15 protein-coding genes are annotated in these 17353 nt (G+C 68.7%); 2 read left to right on the forward strand and 13 right to left on the reverse strand.

Translation table 11 applies throughout. The annotated features are described in order from the left end of the window. Positions 1-2 precede the first annotated feature (2 nt). From infB to rimP, 4 genes are all read right to left on the reverse strand, one after another. Positions 3-2786: a translation initiation factor IF-2 gene (infB, locus tag BKG60_RS15210; protein WP_075909742.1), complete on the reverse strand. Its 2784-nt coding sequence runs from the start codon at positions 2784-2786 to the stop codon at positions 3-5. A gap of 79 nt (positions 2787-2865) precedes the next feature. Next, positions 2866-3249: a YlxR family protein gene (locus BKG60_RS15215; protein ID WP_075909743.1), complete on the reverse strand. Its 384-nt coding sequence runs from the start codon at positions 3247-3249 to the stop codon at positions 2866-2868. A 51-nt stretch (positions 3250-3300) separates the two neighbouring features. Further along, positions 3301-4329, reverse strand: a complete 1029-nt coding sequence (gene nusA / locus BKG60_RS15220; protein WP_070187998.1) for a transcription termination factor NusA — start codon at positions 4327-4329, stop codon at positions 3301-3303. Then, complete coding sequence (gene rimP / locus BKG60_RS15225) at positions 4326-4871, reverse strand: ribosome maturation factor RimP (protein ID WP_070188043.1); 546 nt, start codon at positions 4869-4871, stop codon at positions 4326-4328. The genes nusA and rimP overlap by 4 nt, the downstream gene beginning before the upstream one ends. Before the next feature lie 208 nt (positions 4872-5079). Between rimP and BKG60_RS15230 the strand changes: the two genes are divergently transcribed. Further along, the gene (locus tag BKG60_RS15230; RefSeq protein WP_070944174.1) at positions 5080-5604 is read left to right on the forward strand and encodes a hypothetical protein; all 525 of its coding nucleotides are present in this window, start codon (positions 5080-5082) and stop codon (positions 5602-5604) included. After that, positions 5601-6080: a ferritin-like domain-containing protein gene (locus BKG60_RS15235; protein ID WP_070187997.1), complete on the forward strand. Its 480-nt coding sequence runs from the start codon at positions 5601-5603 to the stop codon at positions 6078-6080. Before BKG60_RS15230 ends, BKG60_RS15235 begins: the two co-directional genes overlap by 4 nt. Positions 6081-6172: 92 nt before the next feature. On the opposite strand, the gene BKG60_RS15240 is transcribed toward BKG60_RS15235, so the two are convergent. Genes BKG60_RS15240 through mqo form a run of 9 tightly spaced genes read right to left on the reverse strand, consistent with a single transcriptional unit; the run spans position 6173 to position 17302 of the window. Continuing rightward, a complete protein-coding gene (locus BKG60_RS15240; protein WP_070944079.1) occupies positions 6173-7930 on the reverse strand; it encodes a proline--tRNA ligase in 1758 nt (585 codons plus the stop codon). A 24-nt stretch (positions 7931-7954) separates the two neighbouring features. After that, positions 7955-8617, reverse strand: coding sequence for a VOC family protein (locus BKG60_RS15245; protein ID WP_070944175.1), 663 nt, complete (start codon positions 8615-8617; stop codon positions 7955-7957). Between the two features lie 21 nt (positions 8618-8638). After that, entirely contained in the window at positions 8639-10159 is a 1521-nt protein-coding gene (locus tag BKG60_RS15250) for an MFS transporter (RefSeq protein ID WP_070187995.1), read from the reverse strand. Between the two features lie 33 nt (positions 10160-10192). After that, positions 10193-11410, reverse strand: a complete 1218-nt coding sequence (gene cobA / locus BKG60_RS15255; RefSeq protein WP_070187994.1) for a uroporphyrinogen-III C-methyltransferase — start codon at positions 11408-11410, stop codon at positions 10193-10195. Then, entirely contained in the window at positions 11407-12768 is a 1362-nt protein-coding gene (locus BKG60_RS15260) for a cobyrinic acid a,c-diamide synthase CobB (RefSeq protein ID WP_165617751.1), read from the reverse strand. Before BKG60_RS15260 ends, cobA begins: the two co-directional genes overlap by 4 nt. 13 nt (positions 12769-12781) lie before the next feature. Next, positions 12782-13396 carry a cob(I)yrinic acid a,c-diamide adenosyltransferase gene (cobO, locus tag BKG60_RS15265; protein ID WP_070187992.1) on the reverse strand — a complete coding sequence of 205 codons (615 nt, stop codon included), beginning with the start codon at positions 13394-13396 and terminating at the stop codon, positions 12782-12784. 34 nt (positions 13397-13430) lie between these two features. Continuing rightward, positions 13431-15302 carry a magnesium chelatase subunit D family protein gene (locus BKG60_RS15270; protein ID WP_075909744.1) on the reverse strand — a complete coding sequence of 624 codons (1872 nt, stop codon included), beginning with the start codon at positions 15300-15302 and terminating at the stop codon, positions 13431-13433. Positions 15303-15315: 13 nt separating this feature from the next. Next, the gene (locus tag BKG60_RS15275) at positions 15316-15786 is read right to left on the reverse strand and encodes a GNAT family N-acetyltransferase (protein WP_070187990.1); all 471 of its coding nucleotides are present in this window, start codon (positions 15784-15786) and stop codon (positions 15316-15318) included. A 13-nt stretch (positions 15787-15799) separates the two neighbouring features. Beyond that, complete coding sequence (gene mqo / locus BKG60_RS15280) at positions 15800-17302, reverse strand: malate dehydrogenase (quinone) (RefSeq protein WP_070187989.1); 1503 nt, start codon at positions 17300-17302, stop codon at positions 15800-15802. Positions 17303-17353: the final 51 nt, after the last annotated feature.

The following is a 17353-nucleotide window of genomic DNA, read 5'->3' on the forward strand; positions in this document are numbered from 1 at the left end:
GCCTACACACGCTGCTTTTCCACCAGCTCGTACGTCTCGATGACGTCGCCTTCCTTGATGTCGGAGTAGGTCAGCGTCAAACCGCATTCGTAGCCCTCGCGCACCTCGGTGGCGTCGTCCTTCTCGCGCTTGAGCGAGGACACCGTGAGGTTTTGCGCAACCACTGTGTTGTCACGCAGCAGCCGGGCCTTGGCGTTGCGGCGCATGATGCCCGAGGTGACCAGGCAGCCCGCGATGTTGCCGACCTTGGACGACCGGAAGATCGCCCGGATCTCGGCGCGGCCGAGCTCCTTCTCCTCGTACACCGGCTTGAGCATGCCCTTGAGCGCGGCCTCGATCTCGTCGATGGCCTGGTAGATCACCGAGTAGTAGCGGATCTCCACACCCTCGCGGTTGGCCAGCTCGGTCGCCTTGCCCTCGGCACGGACGTTGAACCCGATGATGATCGCGTCCGAGGCCGAGGCCAGGTTGACGTTGGTCTCGGTGACACCACCGACACCGCGGTCGATGACCCGCAGCTCCACTTCGTCGTCGATCTGGATGCCCATCAAGGCTTCCTCGAGGGCTTCGACCGTACCGGCGTTGTCGCCCTTGAGGATCAGGTTCAGCTGGCTGGTTTCCTTCAGCGCCGAATCCAGGTCTTCCAGGCTGATCCGCTTGCGGCTGCGCGCGGCCAGGGCGTTGCGCTTGCGCGCGCTGCGCCGGTCGGCGATCTGGCGGGCGATGCGGTCCTCGTCGACAACCAGGAAGTTGTCACCGGCACCCGGCACCGACGTGAAGCCGATGACCTGGACCGGACGCGAGGGCAGCGCCGCTTCGACGTCGTCGCCGTGCTCGTCGACCATGCGGCGGACGCGACCGTAGGCATCGCCGGCCACCACAGAGTCGCCGACTCGCAGCGTGCCGCGCTGGATGAGCACCGTGGCCACCGGGCCGCGACCGCGGTCCAGGTGCGCCTCGATCGCCACACCCTGGGCCTCCATGTCGGGGTTGGCCCGCAGGTCCAGGGCTGCATCGGCGGTCAGCACGACCGCTTCCAGCAGCGCCTCGATGTTGGTGCCCTGCTTGGCGGAGATGTCGACGAACATGGTGTCGCCGCCGAAGTCCTCGGCCACCAGGTTGTACTCGGTCAGCTGCGCCCGGATCTTGGCCGGGTCGGCGCCTTCCTTGTCGATCTTGTTGACCGCCACCACGATCGGCACCTCAGCGGCCTGCGCGTGGTTGATGGCCTCCACCGTCTGCGGCATGACGCCGTCGTCGGCGGCGACCACCAGGATCGCGATGTCGGTGGCCTTCGCACCACGGGCACGCATGGCGGTGAACGCCTCGTGACCCGGGGTGTCGATGAAGGTGATCGGCCGGACGGTGCCGTCCAGGTCGACCTCGACCTGGTAAGCGCCGATGTGCTGGGTGATGCCGCCGGCCTCGCCCTCGCGGACGGTGGCGTTTCGGATGGTGTCCAGCAGTCGGGTCTTGCCGTGGTCGACGTGACCCATGACGGTGACCACCGGCGGGCGGACCTCCAGAGCGGACTCGTCGCCGGCATCTTCCCCGTAGGTCAGGTCGAAGGACTCCAGCAGCTCGCGGTCCTCGTCCTCGGGCGAGACGACCTGCACCTTGAAGTTCATCTCGCTGCCGAGCAGTTCCAGGGTGTCGTCACCGACGGACTGGGTCGCGGTGACCATCTCGCCGAGGTTGAACAGCGCCTGGACCAGTGCGGCCGGGTTGGCGTCGATCTTCTCGGCGAAGTCGCTCAGTGACGCGCCGCGGGCCAGCCGGATGGTCTCACCGTTGCCCTTGGGCAACCGCACACCACCGACGACCGGCGCCTGCATGTTCTCGTATTCGGCGCGTTTCGCCCGCTTCGACTTGCGACCGCGCTTGGGGGCACCGCCGGGACGACCGAACGCGCCGGCCGCGCCACCGCGCTGGCCGGGACGACCGCCGCCACCACCGGGACGACCCCTGAAACCGCCGGCGGCCGCTCCGCCGCCACCGCCGCCGGCACCGCCACCGCGGTAGTTACCGCCGCCACCACCGGGACGACCGCCGCCACCGGCACCGCCGGGACGGGGGCCACCGCCAGGACGCGGACCCGGGCGCGGGCCACCACGGCCGGGAGCACCGGCACCTGCCGGTCGCGGCGGCATGTTGCCGGGCGACGGGCGCGGGCCACCGCCGGGACGCGGGGCACCGGGCCTGGGCTGCGGACGTGGGATGGGCCGCTCAACGGGCTGCTGCGAGGAGAACGGGTTGTTGCCGACCCGCGGGGCACGCGGGGCCGGCTTCGGGGCACCGGACGCCGGACCCGGACGCGGGCCGGGCGTGGCACCGGGAGTGGGCCGGGGACCGGGCGTGGCGCCCGGAGTCGGCGTGCCGGGTGCCGCGGCTGCCGGTGCGCTCGGTGCGGCCGGAGGCTGCGGAGCGGCGGGCTTGGGTGCCGCGGGCCGTGGGGCAGCCGGAGCGGCCTCAGCGGCGGGCGCCTTGGGTTCGGCCTCCGGAGCCGCGGGAGCGGCGGGCTTGGCCGGAGCCGGCTTGGGCGCACCGGGCTTGGGTGCCGCGGGTGCGGCCCCAGAGGTGCCCTGCGGGCGGGGCTTGTCTTCGGTCTTCTTGCCGCCGGCCTTTGCGCCGAACGATTCGCGCAGCCGACGCGCGACCGGCGCCTCCACCGTGGAGGACGCCGACTTGACGAACTCGCCCTGCTCCTTGAGCTTGGCTAAGAGTTCCTTGCTGGTGACACCGAGTTCCTTCGCCAACTCGTGTACACGGGCCTTACCTGCTGCCACTACATCTCCTCGTCTGGAGGCAACAGCGGTGGTAGGCGCCGCGCCTCGGGTTTAGCTATGACGCATGGTCATCGGGACTTCACGGTGTGCTCATGTTCTTCGCTACCTGTTCTGTTGCCGGGGTATCGGGCTCATCGAGATGTTCGGCGAACTTCTCGACGTACTCGATCACCGCGGATGTATCCGGTGAACCGGTGAGTCGCAACGCTCGGACGAAGGCTCGTCGCCGCACTGCCATCTGCGCGCACTGCTGGTCGGGGTGCAGCCACGCACCACGCCCTGGCAGGCTTGCCGCAGGATCAACGGTTACGGAACACGTCCCGTTCCCGTCGGTCACCGCGACCACTCGGAGCAACTCGGCGGCCAACTCTCGCTTCCGACACCCGACACAGGTCCGCACTGGTCCGACCGATGTGTCGGAGGTGCTTCGAGGCGTCAGAGCCGGAGTCTCGCGCTGGATCACGGCTGAGTCTACCGCCCCATGGGCTGTGGTCCGAAACGCCGGTCACTACTGTCAGTCGTGTACCGCCCCGGGCCGCACGTCATGTTCGGGCTGCGGCGCCGCATCGCTGCGGATATCGATCCGCCAACCGGTGAGCCGAGCCGCCAACCTGGCATTTTGACCTTCCTTGCCGATCGCCAGGGACAGCTGGAAGTCCGGCACGATCACCCGTGCCGCACGCGCGGCCTCATCGATCACCGACACCGAGACCACCTTGGCCGGTGACAGGGCGTTCGCGACGAATCGCGCCGGGTCCTCGTCGTAGTCGATGATGTCGATCTTCTCGCCTGACAATTCACTCATCACGTTGCGCACACGCTGGCCCATCGGGCCGATACACGCGCCCTTGGCGTTCAGGCCGGGCACCCGTGAGGCCACCGCGATCTTGGAGCGATGCCCGGCCTCCCGGGCCACCGCCACGATCTCCACGGACCCGTCGGCAATCTCGGGCACTTCCAGCGAGAACAGCTTGCGGACCAGGTTCGGGTGGGTGCGTGACAGCGTGATCAACGGCTCACGGGCCCCCCGAGTGACGCCGACGACGTAGCAACGCAGCCGGTCGCCGTGTTCGTAGCGCTCCCCCGGCACCTGTTCGGCGCTGGGGATCACCCCTTCGGATCCCTTGGTCTCGCTGCCCATCCGTACGACGACCAACCCGCGGGCGTTGGCCCGGGCGTCTCGCTGGATCACTCCGGCGACGATGTCGCCCTCGTGGGCCGCGAATTCCCCGTAAGTTTTCTCGTTCTCGGCGTCACGTAGCCGCTGCAGGATCACCTGCCGGGCGGTGGTCGCCGCAATCCGGCCGAATCCCTCAGGTGTGTCGTCCCATTCGTGCAGGAGGTTGCCGTCGGCGTCGGTCTGGCGGGCGATCACCTTGACCACACCGGTCTTTCGGTCGACGTCGATCCGGGCGTCGGGCTCATGCCCTTCGGTATGGCGATACGCGGTGAGCAATGCCGACTTGATGGTCTCGACGACCACATCCACGGTAATGCCCTTGTCGGCCTCTATCGCATGCAGCGCCGCCATGTCGATGTTCATTCGCCGGCCCCCTTCCCGGTTTCTCCCGACAGTTCCAATTCGCGTCGGTTTGGAGGTGAAAACTCCACTTGCACAACAGCTTTGGCAATATCTGCAAGAGCGAGTTCACGGACGGCCAGCTCCCGGCCTTCCGGCACCACAACCCTCAGTACCGAGCCATCGGTTTCCCCCAGCCTGCCGGTGAACACCGAACCGTCGGTCAGCGTCAGTTCAGCCTTCCGTCCGCGGGCGCGGCGAAAATGTTTGGCCTTGGTCAGCGGCCGGTCCACACCCGGAGAGGTGACGTCGAGCACATACGGCGTGTCGCCCTGCGCCAGCTGGTCGAGCAGCTCCGAAGCCGTTCGCGCCAGCGCTGCCAGGGCATCGAGATCGAGGCCCTCGTCACCGTCGGCGATCACGGTGATGCGGGGCGGGCGAGCGGATGCGTCGACCACGACATCGTCGATTTCGTAACCGGCGCGCGCGAACTCGCCGTCAAGTAGCTCGATCACCTGCGTCTGCGACGGCAAATCCGCAGACCGCAACTTTGGATCCGGTGCCACGGCGAGCTCCTCATCTTGAATTGTCTCCGACACAAATCCCAGGGCCAGCCACCTGGATCGGCCCTGGAATCGCCTATTCACGATACGCCAGGCCCGCCCCAGCAACCGCCAATCGAAGACTGGTGCGTGGCGAATGTCGTCTCCCGGGCCCGCACCGACCGGTCGGCGCGGCGTCAGGCCGGTGCGGCAGCAATGGCAGGATGTTCACGTGCCGAGCGCCCATGCAGACATCAGCCGGCGGCGCGTGCTGCTCTCGGCCGCGGCCCTGGCCCTGTTGGGGACCACCGCCGCCGCATGCGGTACGACGACGCCTCAGCCCGAAGTGGACGACTTGACCGAGCAGTGGGCCCGCGCGCGGGCCGACAGTGCACTGGCTGCCGATGTGGCGGCCGCCCAGCCGCCGCAGTCGCCGGTGAACCGGGCCTTGGACGCGGTAGCCGGCGATCGCACTGCCCACGCCAAGGCCTTGTCGGAGGAGTTGGCCCGGATAACGGGTTCAGCACCCGCGGAAACCCCCACCAGCACCCCCCGGAGAACGGCCGAGACCACCCCGGGCACCCGAGCGGACGGGTCCGCACCGAGGGTCGACGACGTCGTCGACGCGCTCAAAGAGTCCGCAGACAGCGCCGCGGGTCTGGCCCGCACGCTCTCCGGCTATCGCGCCGGCCTGCTCGGATCGATCGCCGCCTCGTGTACGGCGGCCTACACCGTCGCACTGGGAGGTGCACAGTGACCTCGCCGGGATCACGCTCGACGACCTCGCCCAGCCGTCCGACCACTGCCGCCGATGCCGCCCTCTTCGACGCCGTGGCCGTGGAGCACGGAACGATCTACGGCTACGGGCTGGTTTCGGCCCATTCGACGCCCGAGGACAACGCCCTGGTGGCGACGGCGATGGCCGAACACCGTGCGCGCCGCGAATCGGCCATCGTCATGCTCGAAGCCCGCTCGGTCACGCCCCCGCTACCGGCGGCCGGCTATCAGTTGCCCTCGCCGGTGACCGATCCGACCGACGCCGCCAACCTCGCGATACGCATGGAAGAGGACTCGTCGGTGGCCTGGCGAGCGGTGCTCGAACAGGCCACCAGCGCCGAGGATCGCGCGTTCGCGGTCGCGGCGCTGTCTGAGACTGCCGTCGCGGCGGCCAAGTGGCGCGCGGTCGCGAACGCCTGGCCAGTGACGGCGGCCTTCCCCGGCGGCGGCGAGTAACCGGTGAGCCGGCGCCCCGGCCACCGACTTCTACACCTGGGCTGTTGCCCGGCGCTCAGGGCAGCCCCAGTGTAGGAATCGGCAAACCCGGGTCAGGCCCTCAGCGCGGCCGAGATCTCGGTGGCCGCGTCGTCGACGGCGATCGCGCGGTTCTCCCCGGTGAACCGGTTGCGCAGCTCCACCACGCCGTCGGAGAACCCACGCCCGACCACCACGATCCACGGCATGCCCAACAACTCGGCGTCCTTGAACTTCACGCCCGGCGAGGCCTTGCGATCGTCGAACAACACCTCATGGCCGAGCCGGTCCAGCGTCGCGACCAGTTCGGTCGCCCCGGTCCGTGCGGCTTCGTCCTTGTTGGCCACCACCACGTGCACGTCGAAAGGCGCGATCGACGCCGGCCAACGCAGGCCGAGTTCGTCGTGCTGCTGCTCGGCGATCACCGCGACCATGCGGGACACCCCGATGCCGTACGAACCCATCGTGAGCCGCACCGGCTTGCCGTCCTCGCCGAGCACATCGGCGGTGAAGGCATCGGCGTACTTGCGGCCCAGCTGGAAGATGTGACCGATCTCGATGCCCCGCGCCGAGGTCAGCACGCCGGCCCCGTCGGGAGACGGGTCACCGTCGCGGATCTCGGCCGCCTCGATCGTGCCGTCCGGGGTGAAGTCACGGCCGGCCACCAGGCCGACCACGTGTTTGTTGGGCGCGTCGGCTCCGGTGATCCACGCCGTGCCGTCCACCACGCGCGGATCGACGAGGTAACGAACTCCGTTGTCCTGCAAAGCCTTCGGGCCCACATAGCCCTTGACCAGGAATGGGTTCTTGGCGAAGTCGGCATCATCGAGCAGAGCGAACTCGGCCGGCTCCAGCGCAGCCCCCAAGCGCTTCTCGTCGACCTCACGGTCGCCGGGCACGCCGACGGCCAGCAGCTCCCACTCGCCGCCGGGCTCACGGGTCTTGAGCAGCACGTTCTTCAGGGTGTCGGCGGCGGTCACCTCACGCCCCGAGAACTGCGGCAGCTCAGCCGAATTGGCCCAACCGACCAGTGTCGCGATGGTCGGGGTGTCCGGGGTGTCGCGTACCTGCGCCGGGGGCTGCCCCTCGATCGGCAGCGGCACCGGCGCCCGGGTGACCACGGCTTCGACGTTGGCGGCGTACCCGGATTCCAGGCACCGCACGAACGTGTCCTCGCCGACCTCACTTTCGGCCAGGAACTCCTCGGAGGCGCTGCCGCCCATCGCGCCCGAGACCGCGGACACGATCACGTAGCGCACCCCGAGGCGCCCGAAGATCTTCTGGTAGGCCTCTCGGTGGGCGTGGTAGGCGTTCTTGAGCCCGTCTTCGTCGACGTCGAACGAATACGAGTCCTTCATCACGAACTCGCGGCCCCGCAGAATGCCTGCGCGCGGTCGTGCCTCGTCGCGGTATTTGGTCTGCACCTGGTACAGGATCGCCGGGAAGTCCTTGTAGGAGGAGTACTCCCCTTTGACCGTCAGCGTGAAGATCTCCTCGTGCGTCGGCCCGAGCAGATAGTCGTTGCCTCGGCGGTCCTGCAGCCGGAAGAGGGTGTCGCCGTATTCGGTCCACCGGTTGGTGGTCTCGTACGGGCCGCGCGGCAGCAGCGCGGGCAGCAGGATCTCCTGGCCGCCGATCGCGTTCATCTCTTCCCGCACGATCGTCTCGATGCGGCGTAGCACCCGCAGACCCAGCGGCAGCCAGCTGTAGATGCCGGGGCCGACCGGCCGGACGTAACCGGCCCGGATCAGCAACTTGTGGCTGGGCACCTCGGCGTCGGCGGGGTCGTCGCGCAGGGTTCGCAGGAACAGCTCGGACATGCGGGTGATCACAGGCGACAACCTTAAGGCGTGTCTTCAGTCACGGCCCTGCCAGGTACAGATGCAGGCCTCGTTGCCCTCTGCGTCGGCCAGTACCCAGAAGCGCGGTGCCACGCGGTCACTGAGCAACCGGCCGCCGGCGGCCAGCGCCGCCTCCACGCGGGCCTGCGCCGCGTCGTGGGTGACGTCGATGTCGAGATGGATCCGATTGCGTTGCGGCCGGGGCGCATCCATCTGCTGAAACCAGATGGCCGGGCCGCGGCCGAACGGATCGACGAGCCCGGCGTTGAGGTCCGCATCGCCCGGCTCATCGACATAGCCCGTGACGGCCTTCCAGAACGGCCGGACGGCACCGATGTCGAGGGCGTCGATCGCGATCTCCATCGCCTGGATGGCGCCGGCTCCGGTGGTCTGCTCGAAGCCACGCGCGGCCAGCTCATGGGACACCTCGCGGGCCAGCGCCAGGTCGCGCCCCGTGACCGCGTGGGCGTCGCGCGTGCGCAGTCGCAGCACCGCCCGATCGGCGCGGATGTCGATCGAGAGATGGCCCGACGCGTCGGAACCGGCCGCGTGCACCGCGTGAGAGGCCGCCGCGATCGCGTCGGCCATCGAAGGCACCAGCACCTCGGTGTAGACGGCTCCCAGAACCAGGCGCCAGCCCAGCGGACCGACGGCCTCGGAGATCTCCTGGCGGTTCATCGGCATCGTGCTGACCAACCGTCAGTCGAGCTCGAGCTCTCCGGAGTCGATGGCGTCCTTGACCTCTTGGGCATGGGCCACCTGTTCGGAGGTGTAACCGATGAACAGTGCCGCAGCGCCGACCAGCACCGCGACCGCGGCCACCCACAGCAACCCGTAGGTGTAGCCGGCATCGAGGGCAGCCAGTTGCGGACCGTTCATGTCCTTCACCGGGCCGGTGATCCCGCCCAGGTAGAGGGTGCGCGACGTGATGACGGCCTGGATGATCGCCAGCACCAGCGGACCGCCGAGGTTCTGCAGCATGAGCGCGATGGCCGAGGCCGGTCCGATGCGGTCGAAGCCGACACCGGCGATCGCCGAGAGGGTCAGCGGCACCACGATCATGCCGATGCCGATGCCGCCGATGGTGATGGGGAGCACGAGGTTCGGGAAGTACGGAATGCCGGCGTGCAAGGTCGAGCCGTAGAGCATCGCTCCGAGCACCAGGATGCCGCCCGCAATGACCACGAGGCGGGGCTGGAAGAACCGGACGACCTGTGAGGACAGGCCCAGGCCGATGCCCATGCCGATCACGAACGGGATGAAGCCGACTCCGGCGTGCAGGGCGCTGTAGCCCAGGATGTCCTGGACGTACAGACCGATCAGCACGGTGAGGGTGAACAGCACACCGCCGGCCAGGAAGATCGCCGCGAAGGTGGCGACCCGGTTGCGCTCGTGGAAGAGGTCGAACGGCACCACCGGGTTCTCGGCGCTGCGCTCGGCGAGCAGGAAGGCGATACCGAAGACGGCTGCCGCCGCACCCGACCCGAGCGTGATCGGCGACAGCCATCCGCTCTCCGGGCCCTGGGTGAAGGCGAACACCGCGGCCGTGCAGGCCAGGGTCGCCAGCAGGGCACCGGCGGCGTCCAGCTTCATGCGCTCGCGGTTGGTCTCACGCAGTGCGGTGCGGGCCAGGTACAGCATCACCAGGCCGATCGGAACGTTGACCAGGAACGCCAGCCGCCAGGACACCTCGGTGAGCGCACCGCCGACCACCAGGCCCATCACCGAGCCGATGGCCGTCATGGCGCCGAACACCGCGGTGGCCAGGTTGCGCGCCGGTCCCTTCGGGAACGTCGTCGCGACGAGCGCGAGCCCGGTGGGCGAGGCGATCGCCGCGCCCACACCCTGCAGCAGCCGCGCGGTCACCAGCGTCGCTTCATTCCAGGCGATGCCGCACAGGATCGAGGCGATGGTGAACAACGTGACGCCGACGATGAAGGTGCGCTTGCGCCCGATGGTGTCGCCGAGGCGCCCGCCGAGCAGCATCAGGCCGCCGAAAGTCAGGACGTAGGCGGTGATGACCCAGCTACGTCCAGCGTCGGACAAGCCGAGTTCGTCCTGGATCCGCGGCAACGCGACGATCGCGACCGTGCTGTCCATCGTGGCCAGCAGCTGCATACCGCCGATCGCGATCACTGCGGAAAGGAAGCCCCAGGACGGGAACCAGGACGGGAGGCGGGCGGCGAGGCCCTCGCGCTCGGCGTCGTTGAGTGCCGTCATAGGCGGCCACCTTACCGGAATCTTAAGAATCCTTTAACCGGCGAAGGCGGCCACCGGCCCGATCACGATGATCGCCGGAGGTCGAATACCGTCCGCACGAATCCGCTCGGGTGCGTCGCCGAGCGTGGCCCGCAGGGTGCGCTGCGCGACGGTCGTGCCGTGTTGCACCACCAGCACCGGTGTATCCGCTGGTCGGCCGCCTTCCAGCAGCGCCTTGGTGAACAGCTCGATGCGTTCGACGGCCATCAGCAGCACGATCGTGCCGGTCATCGCCGCCAGGGCATTCCAATTCACTAACGATTCGGGGTGACCCGGCGCAACATGGCCGCTGACCACCACGAACTCATGGGTCATGCCCCGATGGGTGACCGGGACCCCGGCCAGCGCGGGCACCGATATGGCACTTGTCACACCTGGGACCACGGTGACCGGAATGTCGGCCTCGGCGCACGCCAGCACTTCTTCGTAGCCGCGGGCGAAGACGAACGGATCGCCGCCTTTGAGGCGGACGACGAACTTCCCGGCGCGGGCGCGATCCACCAGGACCTGATTGATCGCCTCCTGAGCCATCGCACGCCCGTAGGGGATCTTGGCCGCGTCGATGACCTCGACGTGAGGGCCGAGTTCGGCCAGCAACTCCTGGGGCGCGAGCCGGTCGGCGACGACGACGTCGGCACGGGCCAGCAGCCGCCGACCGCGCACGGTGATCAGCTCGGGGTCGCCGGGTCCGCCGCCGACCAGCGCCACTCCCGTGGGCACCTCTCCCGGCTCGTCACCGGCCTCCGCTGTCAGCAGGCCGCTCTGCAGCGCTTCGTGGATCGCGGTGCGGATGGCCGCCGAACGACGGTGCTCTCCGCCGGCGAGGACACCCACCGACAGTCCGTCGGACTCGAACGTGGCCGGGGTCACCGCGGAGCCCTCGCGAGCAATATCGGCGCGAACGCAGAAGATGCGCCGCTGCTCGGCTTCGGCGGCGATGGCGGCGTTGACCTCACGGTCGTCGGTGGCCGCCAGGACGTACCAGGCGCCGTCGAGGTCCTCGGCCCGGAAGTCACGCAACTGCAGGGTGATCCCCGGTTCGTCGTGCGACAGTGCTTCCACTGCGGGGCTGGCCGCCCGGGCGATCACGTGTACGTCGGCGCCGTGGGCGATCAGCAGGGGCAGTCGACGTTGCGCGACGGTTCCGCCGCCGACGACGACGACCTTCTTGCCCGACAGGCGCAGGCCGACGAGGTAGGCATTCTCGGTCACCCGCCGAGCTTAGTGGTTGCTGCCGTTGCCACGAAGCGGGTGATGGCCTCCGGGTGTGCGGCCGGGTGCGTGTGCAGGTACCCCGCGTGCACCCCGTGCTGCACGGCACCGTCACGCCGGCCGGCCTGTCCGGGGCCGGTGAACGCCCACGCCGGCGGTTGGTCGTCGACGAATTCCACTGCGGTGCGGTGAAATTCATGCCCGCTTACCCGGCCACCCGCGGTGTGCAGGCAGGAGTCGACGACCGCGACCGCGTCCCGATAACCCAGGGTCAGACGCTCGGTGAATCGCGCCGAACCAGCGAGCACGCCGCACATCGGCATCCCGTCGAGGTCGTCGACCAGATAGGTCAGACCGGCGCACTCGGCATGAACCGGGGCGCCGCGCGCGGCGAGATCCCTGATCTGCTGGCGGACAAGATCGTTGGCCGACAGTTCGGCGGTGAACTGCTCGGGGAATCCCCCGGGCAGCACCAGCGCGTCCACTCCGGCAGGCAGGGGTTCGGCCAGCGGGTCGAACTCGGCCACGCGCGCACCGGCCCCGCGCAACAGCTCGGCGTGCTCGGCATAGCTGAAGCTGAAGGCCTTGCCCGCGGCCAGGGCCACCGTGACATTGGTCACCGACTCGGCCTCCGGGCTCCACGGCTCGGCCGTGACGTGGGCGGCAGACGATGCCACCAGGGCAGCGAGATCCACGTGCCGGGCCACCAGAGCGGTCATCGCAGCGACTGCGTCACGCGCCTGCCGGCCGTGCTCGACAGCGGTGATCAATCCGAGATGCCTTGATGGGACCGATAATTCGTCGGCTCGCGGGATCGCACCGAGCACCGCAACACCGGCATGCTCACAGGCTTGGCGCAACACGGCTTCGTGCCGGTCGGAGCCCACCCGGTTCAGGATCACCCCGGCGATCCGCACCGCCGGGTCGAAGGTGACGAATCCGTGCAACAGCGCCGCGATGCTGTGGCTCTGCCCGCGGGCGTCGACCACCAGCACCACGGGAGCCCCGAGCAGACCCGCGACCTGGGCCGCCGACCCCCGCGGGGTCCCGGCCATCTGCGCCTCGATGCGGCCGTCGAACAGGCCCATGACGCCCTCGACGACGGCGATGTCGGCGCCGGTGCAGCCGTGCATGTACAACGGGCCGATCAGCTCCTCGCCGACGAGCACCGGGTCCAGGTTGCGGCCCGGCCGGCCGGCTGCCAGGGCGTGATAACCGGGGTCGATGAAGTCAGGCCCGACCTTGAACGGTGCCACCACGTGACCGGCCTGACGCAGCGCACCGACCAAACCCGTTGCCACGGTGGTCTTCCCGCTGCCCGATGCCGGTGCTGCGATCACCACCGCCGGCGTGGTCACCGGCGCACCATGCTCACCACTCGATGCCCTTCTGACCCTTGCGGCCGGCATCCATCGGATGCTTGATCTTGGTCATCTCGGTCACCAGATCCGCGGCGTCGATCAGCGCTTGCGGGGCGTCGCGTCCGGTGATCACCACATGCTGGGTGCCCGGCCGCGTGCCCAGCACCTCAACCACCTCTTCTACGTCCACCCAGCCCCACTTGAGCGGATAGGTGAACTCGTCGAGCACGTAGAAGTCGTGGCGTTCCTCGGCCAGTCGGCGTTTGATCTCGGCCCAACCGTCGGCGGCCGCGGCCGCATGGTCGACATCGCTGCCGTGCTTGCGCGTCCAGGACCAGCCCGAACCCATCTTGTGCCACTCGACCGGGCCGCCGGCACCGTGCTCATCGTGCAACCGGCCGAGTTGGTTGAACACGGCCTCCTCCCCGACCTTCCATTTCGCGCTCTTGACGAACTGGAACACCGCCACCGAGAACCCCTGGTTCCACGCGCGCAACGCCATCCCGAAGGCCGCGGTCGACTTACCCTTTCCCGGCCCGGTGTGCACGGCCAGCAGTGGCGCATTGCGCCTGGCCTTGGTGGTCAAGCCGTCGTCGGGAACGGTCAGCGGCTGTCCCTGTGGCATGGGCAATCCTTCCTGGGCGCGGAGTCGGGCCGCACTAGGCGGCGGTCTGGTGCAGAACCAGCCGGGTCAGTTCAGCCGCACGCAACTGTTCGAGCCGGACTGCCGGCGCCCCCAGTTGTTCGGCCAGTTGCCCGGCCAGTCCCAGTCGGACGAAAGATGTTTCACAATCGACCACCACGGCCGCCGCGCCCTCGGCCACCAACGCGGCCGCAGCCTGCCTGGTGCGGCCCAGCGGATCGGGACCGCCGGTCGCACGACCGTCGGTGAGCACCACCACCAGGCTTCGCCGGGCCCGATCGCGGGCCTTTTCCCGGACGACGAGGTCCCGGGCGGCCATCAGCCCCTGGGCCAGTGGGGTCTTGCCGCCGGTATCGAACCGGGCCAGCCGGCGACTGGCGATGTGCACCGACGTGGTGGGCGGCAACAGCACCCGCGCATCCTGTTGACGGAACGTGATCACCGCGACCTTGTCGCGGCGCTGGTAGGCGTCGCGCAGCAGCGAGAGTGTCGCACCGGTGACCGCGGACATCCGGTCGCGGGCCGCCATGGACCCGGAGGCGTCGACGACGAAGAGCACCAGATTGCCTTCCCGGCCCTCCCGAACCGCACGCCGAATGTCTTCGGGACGGGGACGTGGCAGGCCGGCGCCGGGTTGACGGCCCGCGGTGGCCAGCAGCGTGGCGAACATGTGCAGCCCGTGGCCCGCACCGGGTTCGGCGGTGGCCGCGATCGGCGTTCCGGTGCGATTGCGGGCCCGTGAACGCCGGCCCGGCGCACCCTCGCCGACCCCGGGCACCACCAGCGCCCTGGTCCGGAACACCGCCGAGGGTGGTGCACTGGAACGCGTCGAGGCTTTTGAACTTCCCTGCGGTGCAGCACCTTCAGAGCCGGCATCGGCTCCCCCGCCGGGTGGGTCGAAGTCGGGATCGAAGTCCGGATCCGGCGGCTCCGTATCCTGCTCCGGTTGCGCAGCCGACTCCCCCGCCTGCTGCATGGCTTCGTCGAGACGTTCGGGGTCGAGACCCGGATCGTCGAACGGATCGCGTCGACGACGGTGCGGCAACGCCAGTTCGGCGGCCACCCGGATGTCCTCTTCGCCGACGGTGCCGGCGCCGCGCCAGGCGGCGTGGGCAACCGCGGTGCGTGCGACCACCAGATCGGCACGCATCCCGTCGACGTCGAATGCCGCGCACAATGCGGCGATCCGGCGAAGTTCGGTGTCGGGCAGGACCACCGAGCCGATCGCGGCCCGTGCCGCGGCTATGCGGTCGGCCAGTTCGGCGTCGGCGTCCGCGTACCGCTCGACGAACGCATGCGGGTCGGACTCGAACGCCATCCTGGCCCGGATCACCTCGACGCGTACGTCGACATCACGTGAGGCCGCCACGTCCACCGTCAGCCCGAACCGGTCCAGCAGCTGCGGACGCAGCTCACCTTCCTCGGGGTTCATGGTGCCGATCAGCACGAACCGGGACTCGTGCGAGTGTGAAATGCCTTCACGCTCAACGTGTACCCGGCCCATGGCGGCGGCATCAAGCAGCACGTCGACCAGGTGGTCGTGCAGCAGGTTGACCTCGTCGACATAGAGCACGCCACCGTGGGCGCGGGCCAGCAGACCCGGTGAGAAGGCATGCTCGCCGTCGCGAAGCACCTTCTGCAGGTCCAGTGAACCGACCACGCGGTCTTCGGTCGCACCGATCGGCAGTTCGACCAGCCGGGCGTCGGCGTCAACCGCGGTCAACACCGCGGCCAGGCCGCGTACCGCGGTCGACTTGGCCGTCCCCTTCTCGCCGCGGATCAGCACGCCGCCGATCTCCGGGTGAACCGCGCACAGCAGCAGGGCCAGCCGCAGCCGGTCCTGCCCCACCAGCGCACTGAACGGGTATGTGTAATTCTGTGCCGTCATCAGATGGCCGCCATCAAGAAGGCTCGCTCTCGAGTCGTCCGGCACGCACCATCGGCACATGCGGGATTCCGTCGTCAAGGAATTCGTCGCCGTCGCGGACGAATCCGTGCTGGCCGTACATGTCGATCAGGTAGGTCTGGGCGTTGATGTGGCACGGATAGTCGCCGACTTCGGCCAGGGCCGCCTGCATCAGCCGGGAGGTGTGTCCCTTGCCCCGAGCACTGCGCTTGGTACACACCCGGCCGATCCGGAACGCCTTCTCCCCGCCGGGATGCTCCTCCATCAGCCGCAACGTCGAAATGACTTCTCCGTCAGGGTTTTCCAGCCAGAAGTGACGCGTCTCGGCGAGAAGGTCCCGGCCGTCGAGCTCCGGGTAGGGAGTCGCCTGCTCCACCACGAACACCTCGACACGAAGCTTCAGCAACTCGTAAAGCGTTGGTACGTCGAGATCTTTGGCCCAGCTGCGGCGTAGTGCGACCGTCATCCCCCGGCCCCGGTCACGCCGTCACAGGGACGTCCAGCTTGAGCGCCTTGGTTCCCCACGCCCAGACCTCCTCGAACAGGCCGGGCTCATCGGACAACTTGGTGCCGAGCGACGGCACCATCTCCTTGAGTTTGGGCATCCAGCTCTGGTACCGATCGCTGAAGCAGCGCTCCAGCACGTCGAGCATTGCGGGCACCGCGGTGGACGCGCCGGGTGAGGCTCCCAGCAGCCCGGCGATGCTGCCGTCGGCCGCCGTCAGCACGGTGGTGCCGAACTCCAGCACACCGCCGGCACCCTTGCGCCGGATCACCTGCACCCGCTGGCCGGCGATGTCCAGCTCCCAGTCGGAATCGACTGCGCTGGGCGCGAATTCCCGCAAGGTGTCGACCCGCGCTGCCTCACTGAGCAGCAGCTGTCCGACCAGGTAGTTGACCAAACCCATCTCGGTGAGACCGACACCGAGCATGGACATGATGTTGTTGGGCTTGACCGACAACGGCAGGTCGGTGAACTTGCCCTGTTTGAGGAACTTCGGCGTCCAACCCGCGAACGGGCCGAACAACAGCCAGGATTTGCCGTTGATCACGCGAGTGTCCAGGTGCGGCACCGACATCGGCGGGGCACCCAGAGGCGGAAGACCGTACACCTTGGCCTGGTGCCCGGCGGTCAGCACCTGGTTGTCGGTCCGCAAGAACGCGCCGCCCACCGGGAACCCGCCGAAGCCCTTGGCCTCCGGAATACCCGACTTCTGCAGCAGCGGTAGGGCGCCGCCGCCCGCGCCGACGAACACGAACTTGGCGTTGAACTTGCGCTTCATACCGGTGCGCCGGTTGGTCACCTTGAGCGTCCAGCTGCCGTCCGATTCCTTGTGCAGGTTGCGCACCTCGTGACCGAACAGGGTGTCCATCCCGCGCTGCGCGCTGAAGCCGATCAGCTGGCGCGAGAGCGCGCCGAAGTCGACGTCGGTGCCGTGCTGCGACCAGTTCAACCCGACCGGGTCCGAGAAGTCCCGCTTGGCTGCCATGAACGGCAACCGCCGGGCGAATTCATCCTTGTCGTCGATGAATTCCATCGAGGCGAACAGCGGGTTGCCGACCAGCGCCTCGTAGCGGCGTTTGAGGTAGTCGACGTTGCCGGCTCCGTGCACGAAACTGACGTGCGGGATCGGGTTGAGGAAGCCGCGTACGTCGGGCAGCACGCCGTTCTCCGCCGCGTAGGCCCAGAACTGTCGCGACACCTGAAACTGCTCGTTGACGTTGATGGCCTTGGTGGTGTCGATGGACCCGTCCGAACGTTCGGGCGTGTAGTTCAGCTCACAAAGGGCCGAGTGCCCGGTTCCGGCGTTGTTCCACGGATCGCTGCTCTCGGCGGCGGCACCGTCGAGCCGCTCGATCATCGTGATGGACCAGTCCGGCTCCAGCAGCCGAATCAGAGCACCGAGGGTCGCGCTCATGATGCCGGCCCCAACCAGCACGACGTCGGTCTTCTCGGTCGTACCCACGTTTGCCTCAGACACCCTGATCGCTCGTCCTTTGTATTGCGCGGCCCGTCATCGTCGACGGCTTTC

The sequence above is a fragment of the Mycobacterium syngnathidarum genome, assembly GCF_001942625.1.
Taxonomy (GTDB): domain Bacteria; phylum Actinomycetota; class Actinomycetes; order Mycobacteriales; family Mycobacteriaceae; genus Mycobacterium; species Mycobacterium syngnathidarum.

Bases quoted from the DNA above. Each gene is read 5' to 3' on its own strand.
- nusA (WP_070187998.1), bottom strand. From the start codon at position 4,329: ATGAACATCGACATGGCGGCGCTGCATGCGATAGAGGCCGACAAGGGC.
- BKG60_RS15245 (WP_070944175.1), bottom strand. From the start codon at position 8,617: ATGAACCGCCAGGAGATCTCCGAGGCCGTCGGTCCGCTGGGCTGGCGC.
- BKG60_RS15250 (WP_070187995.1), bottom strand. From the start codon at position 10,159: ATGACGGCACTCAACGACGCCGAGCGCGAGGGCCTCGCCGCCCGCCTC.
- cobO (WP_070187992.1), bottom strand. From the start codon at position 13,396: ATGCCACAGGGACAGCCGCTGACCGTTCCCGACGACGGCTTGACCACC.
- BKG60_RS15270 (WP_075909744.1), bottom strand. From the start codon at position 15,302: ATGACGGCACAGAATTACACATACCCGTTCAGTGCGCTGGTGGGGCAG.
- BKG60_RS15275 (WP_070187990.1), bottom strand. From the start codon at position 15,786: ATGACGGTCGCACTACGCCGCAGCTGGGCCAAAGATCTCGACGTACCA.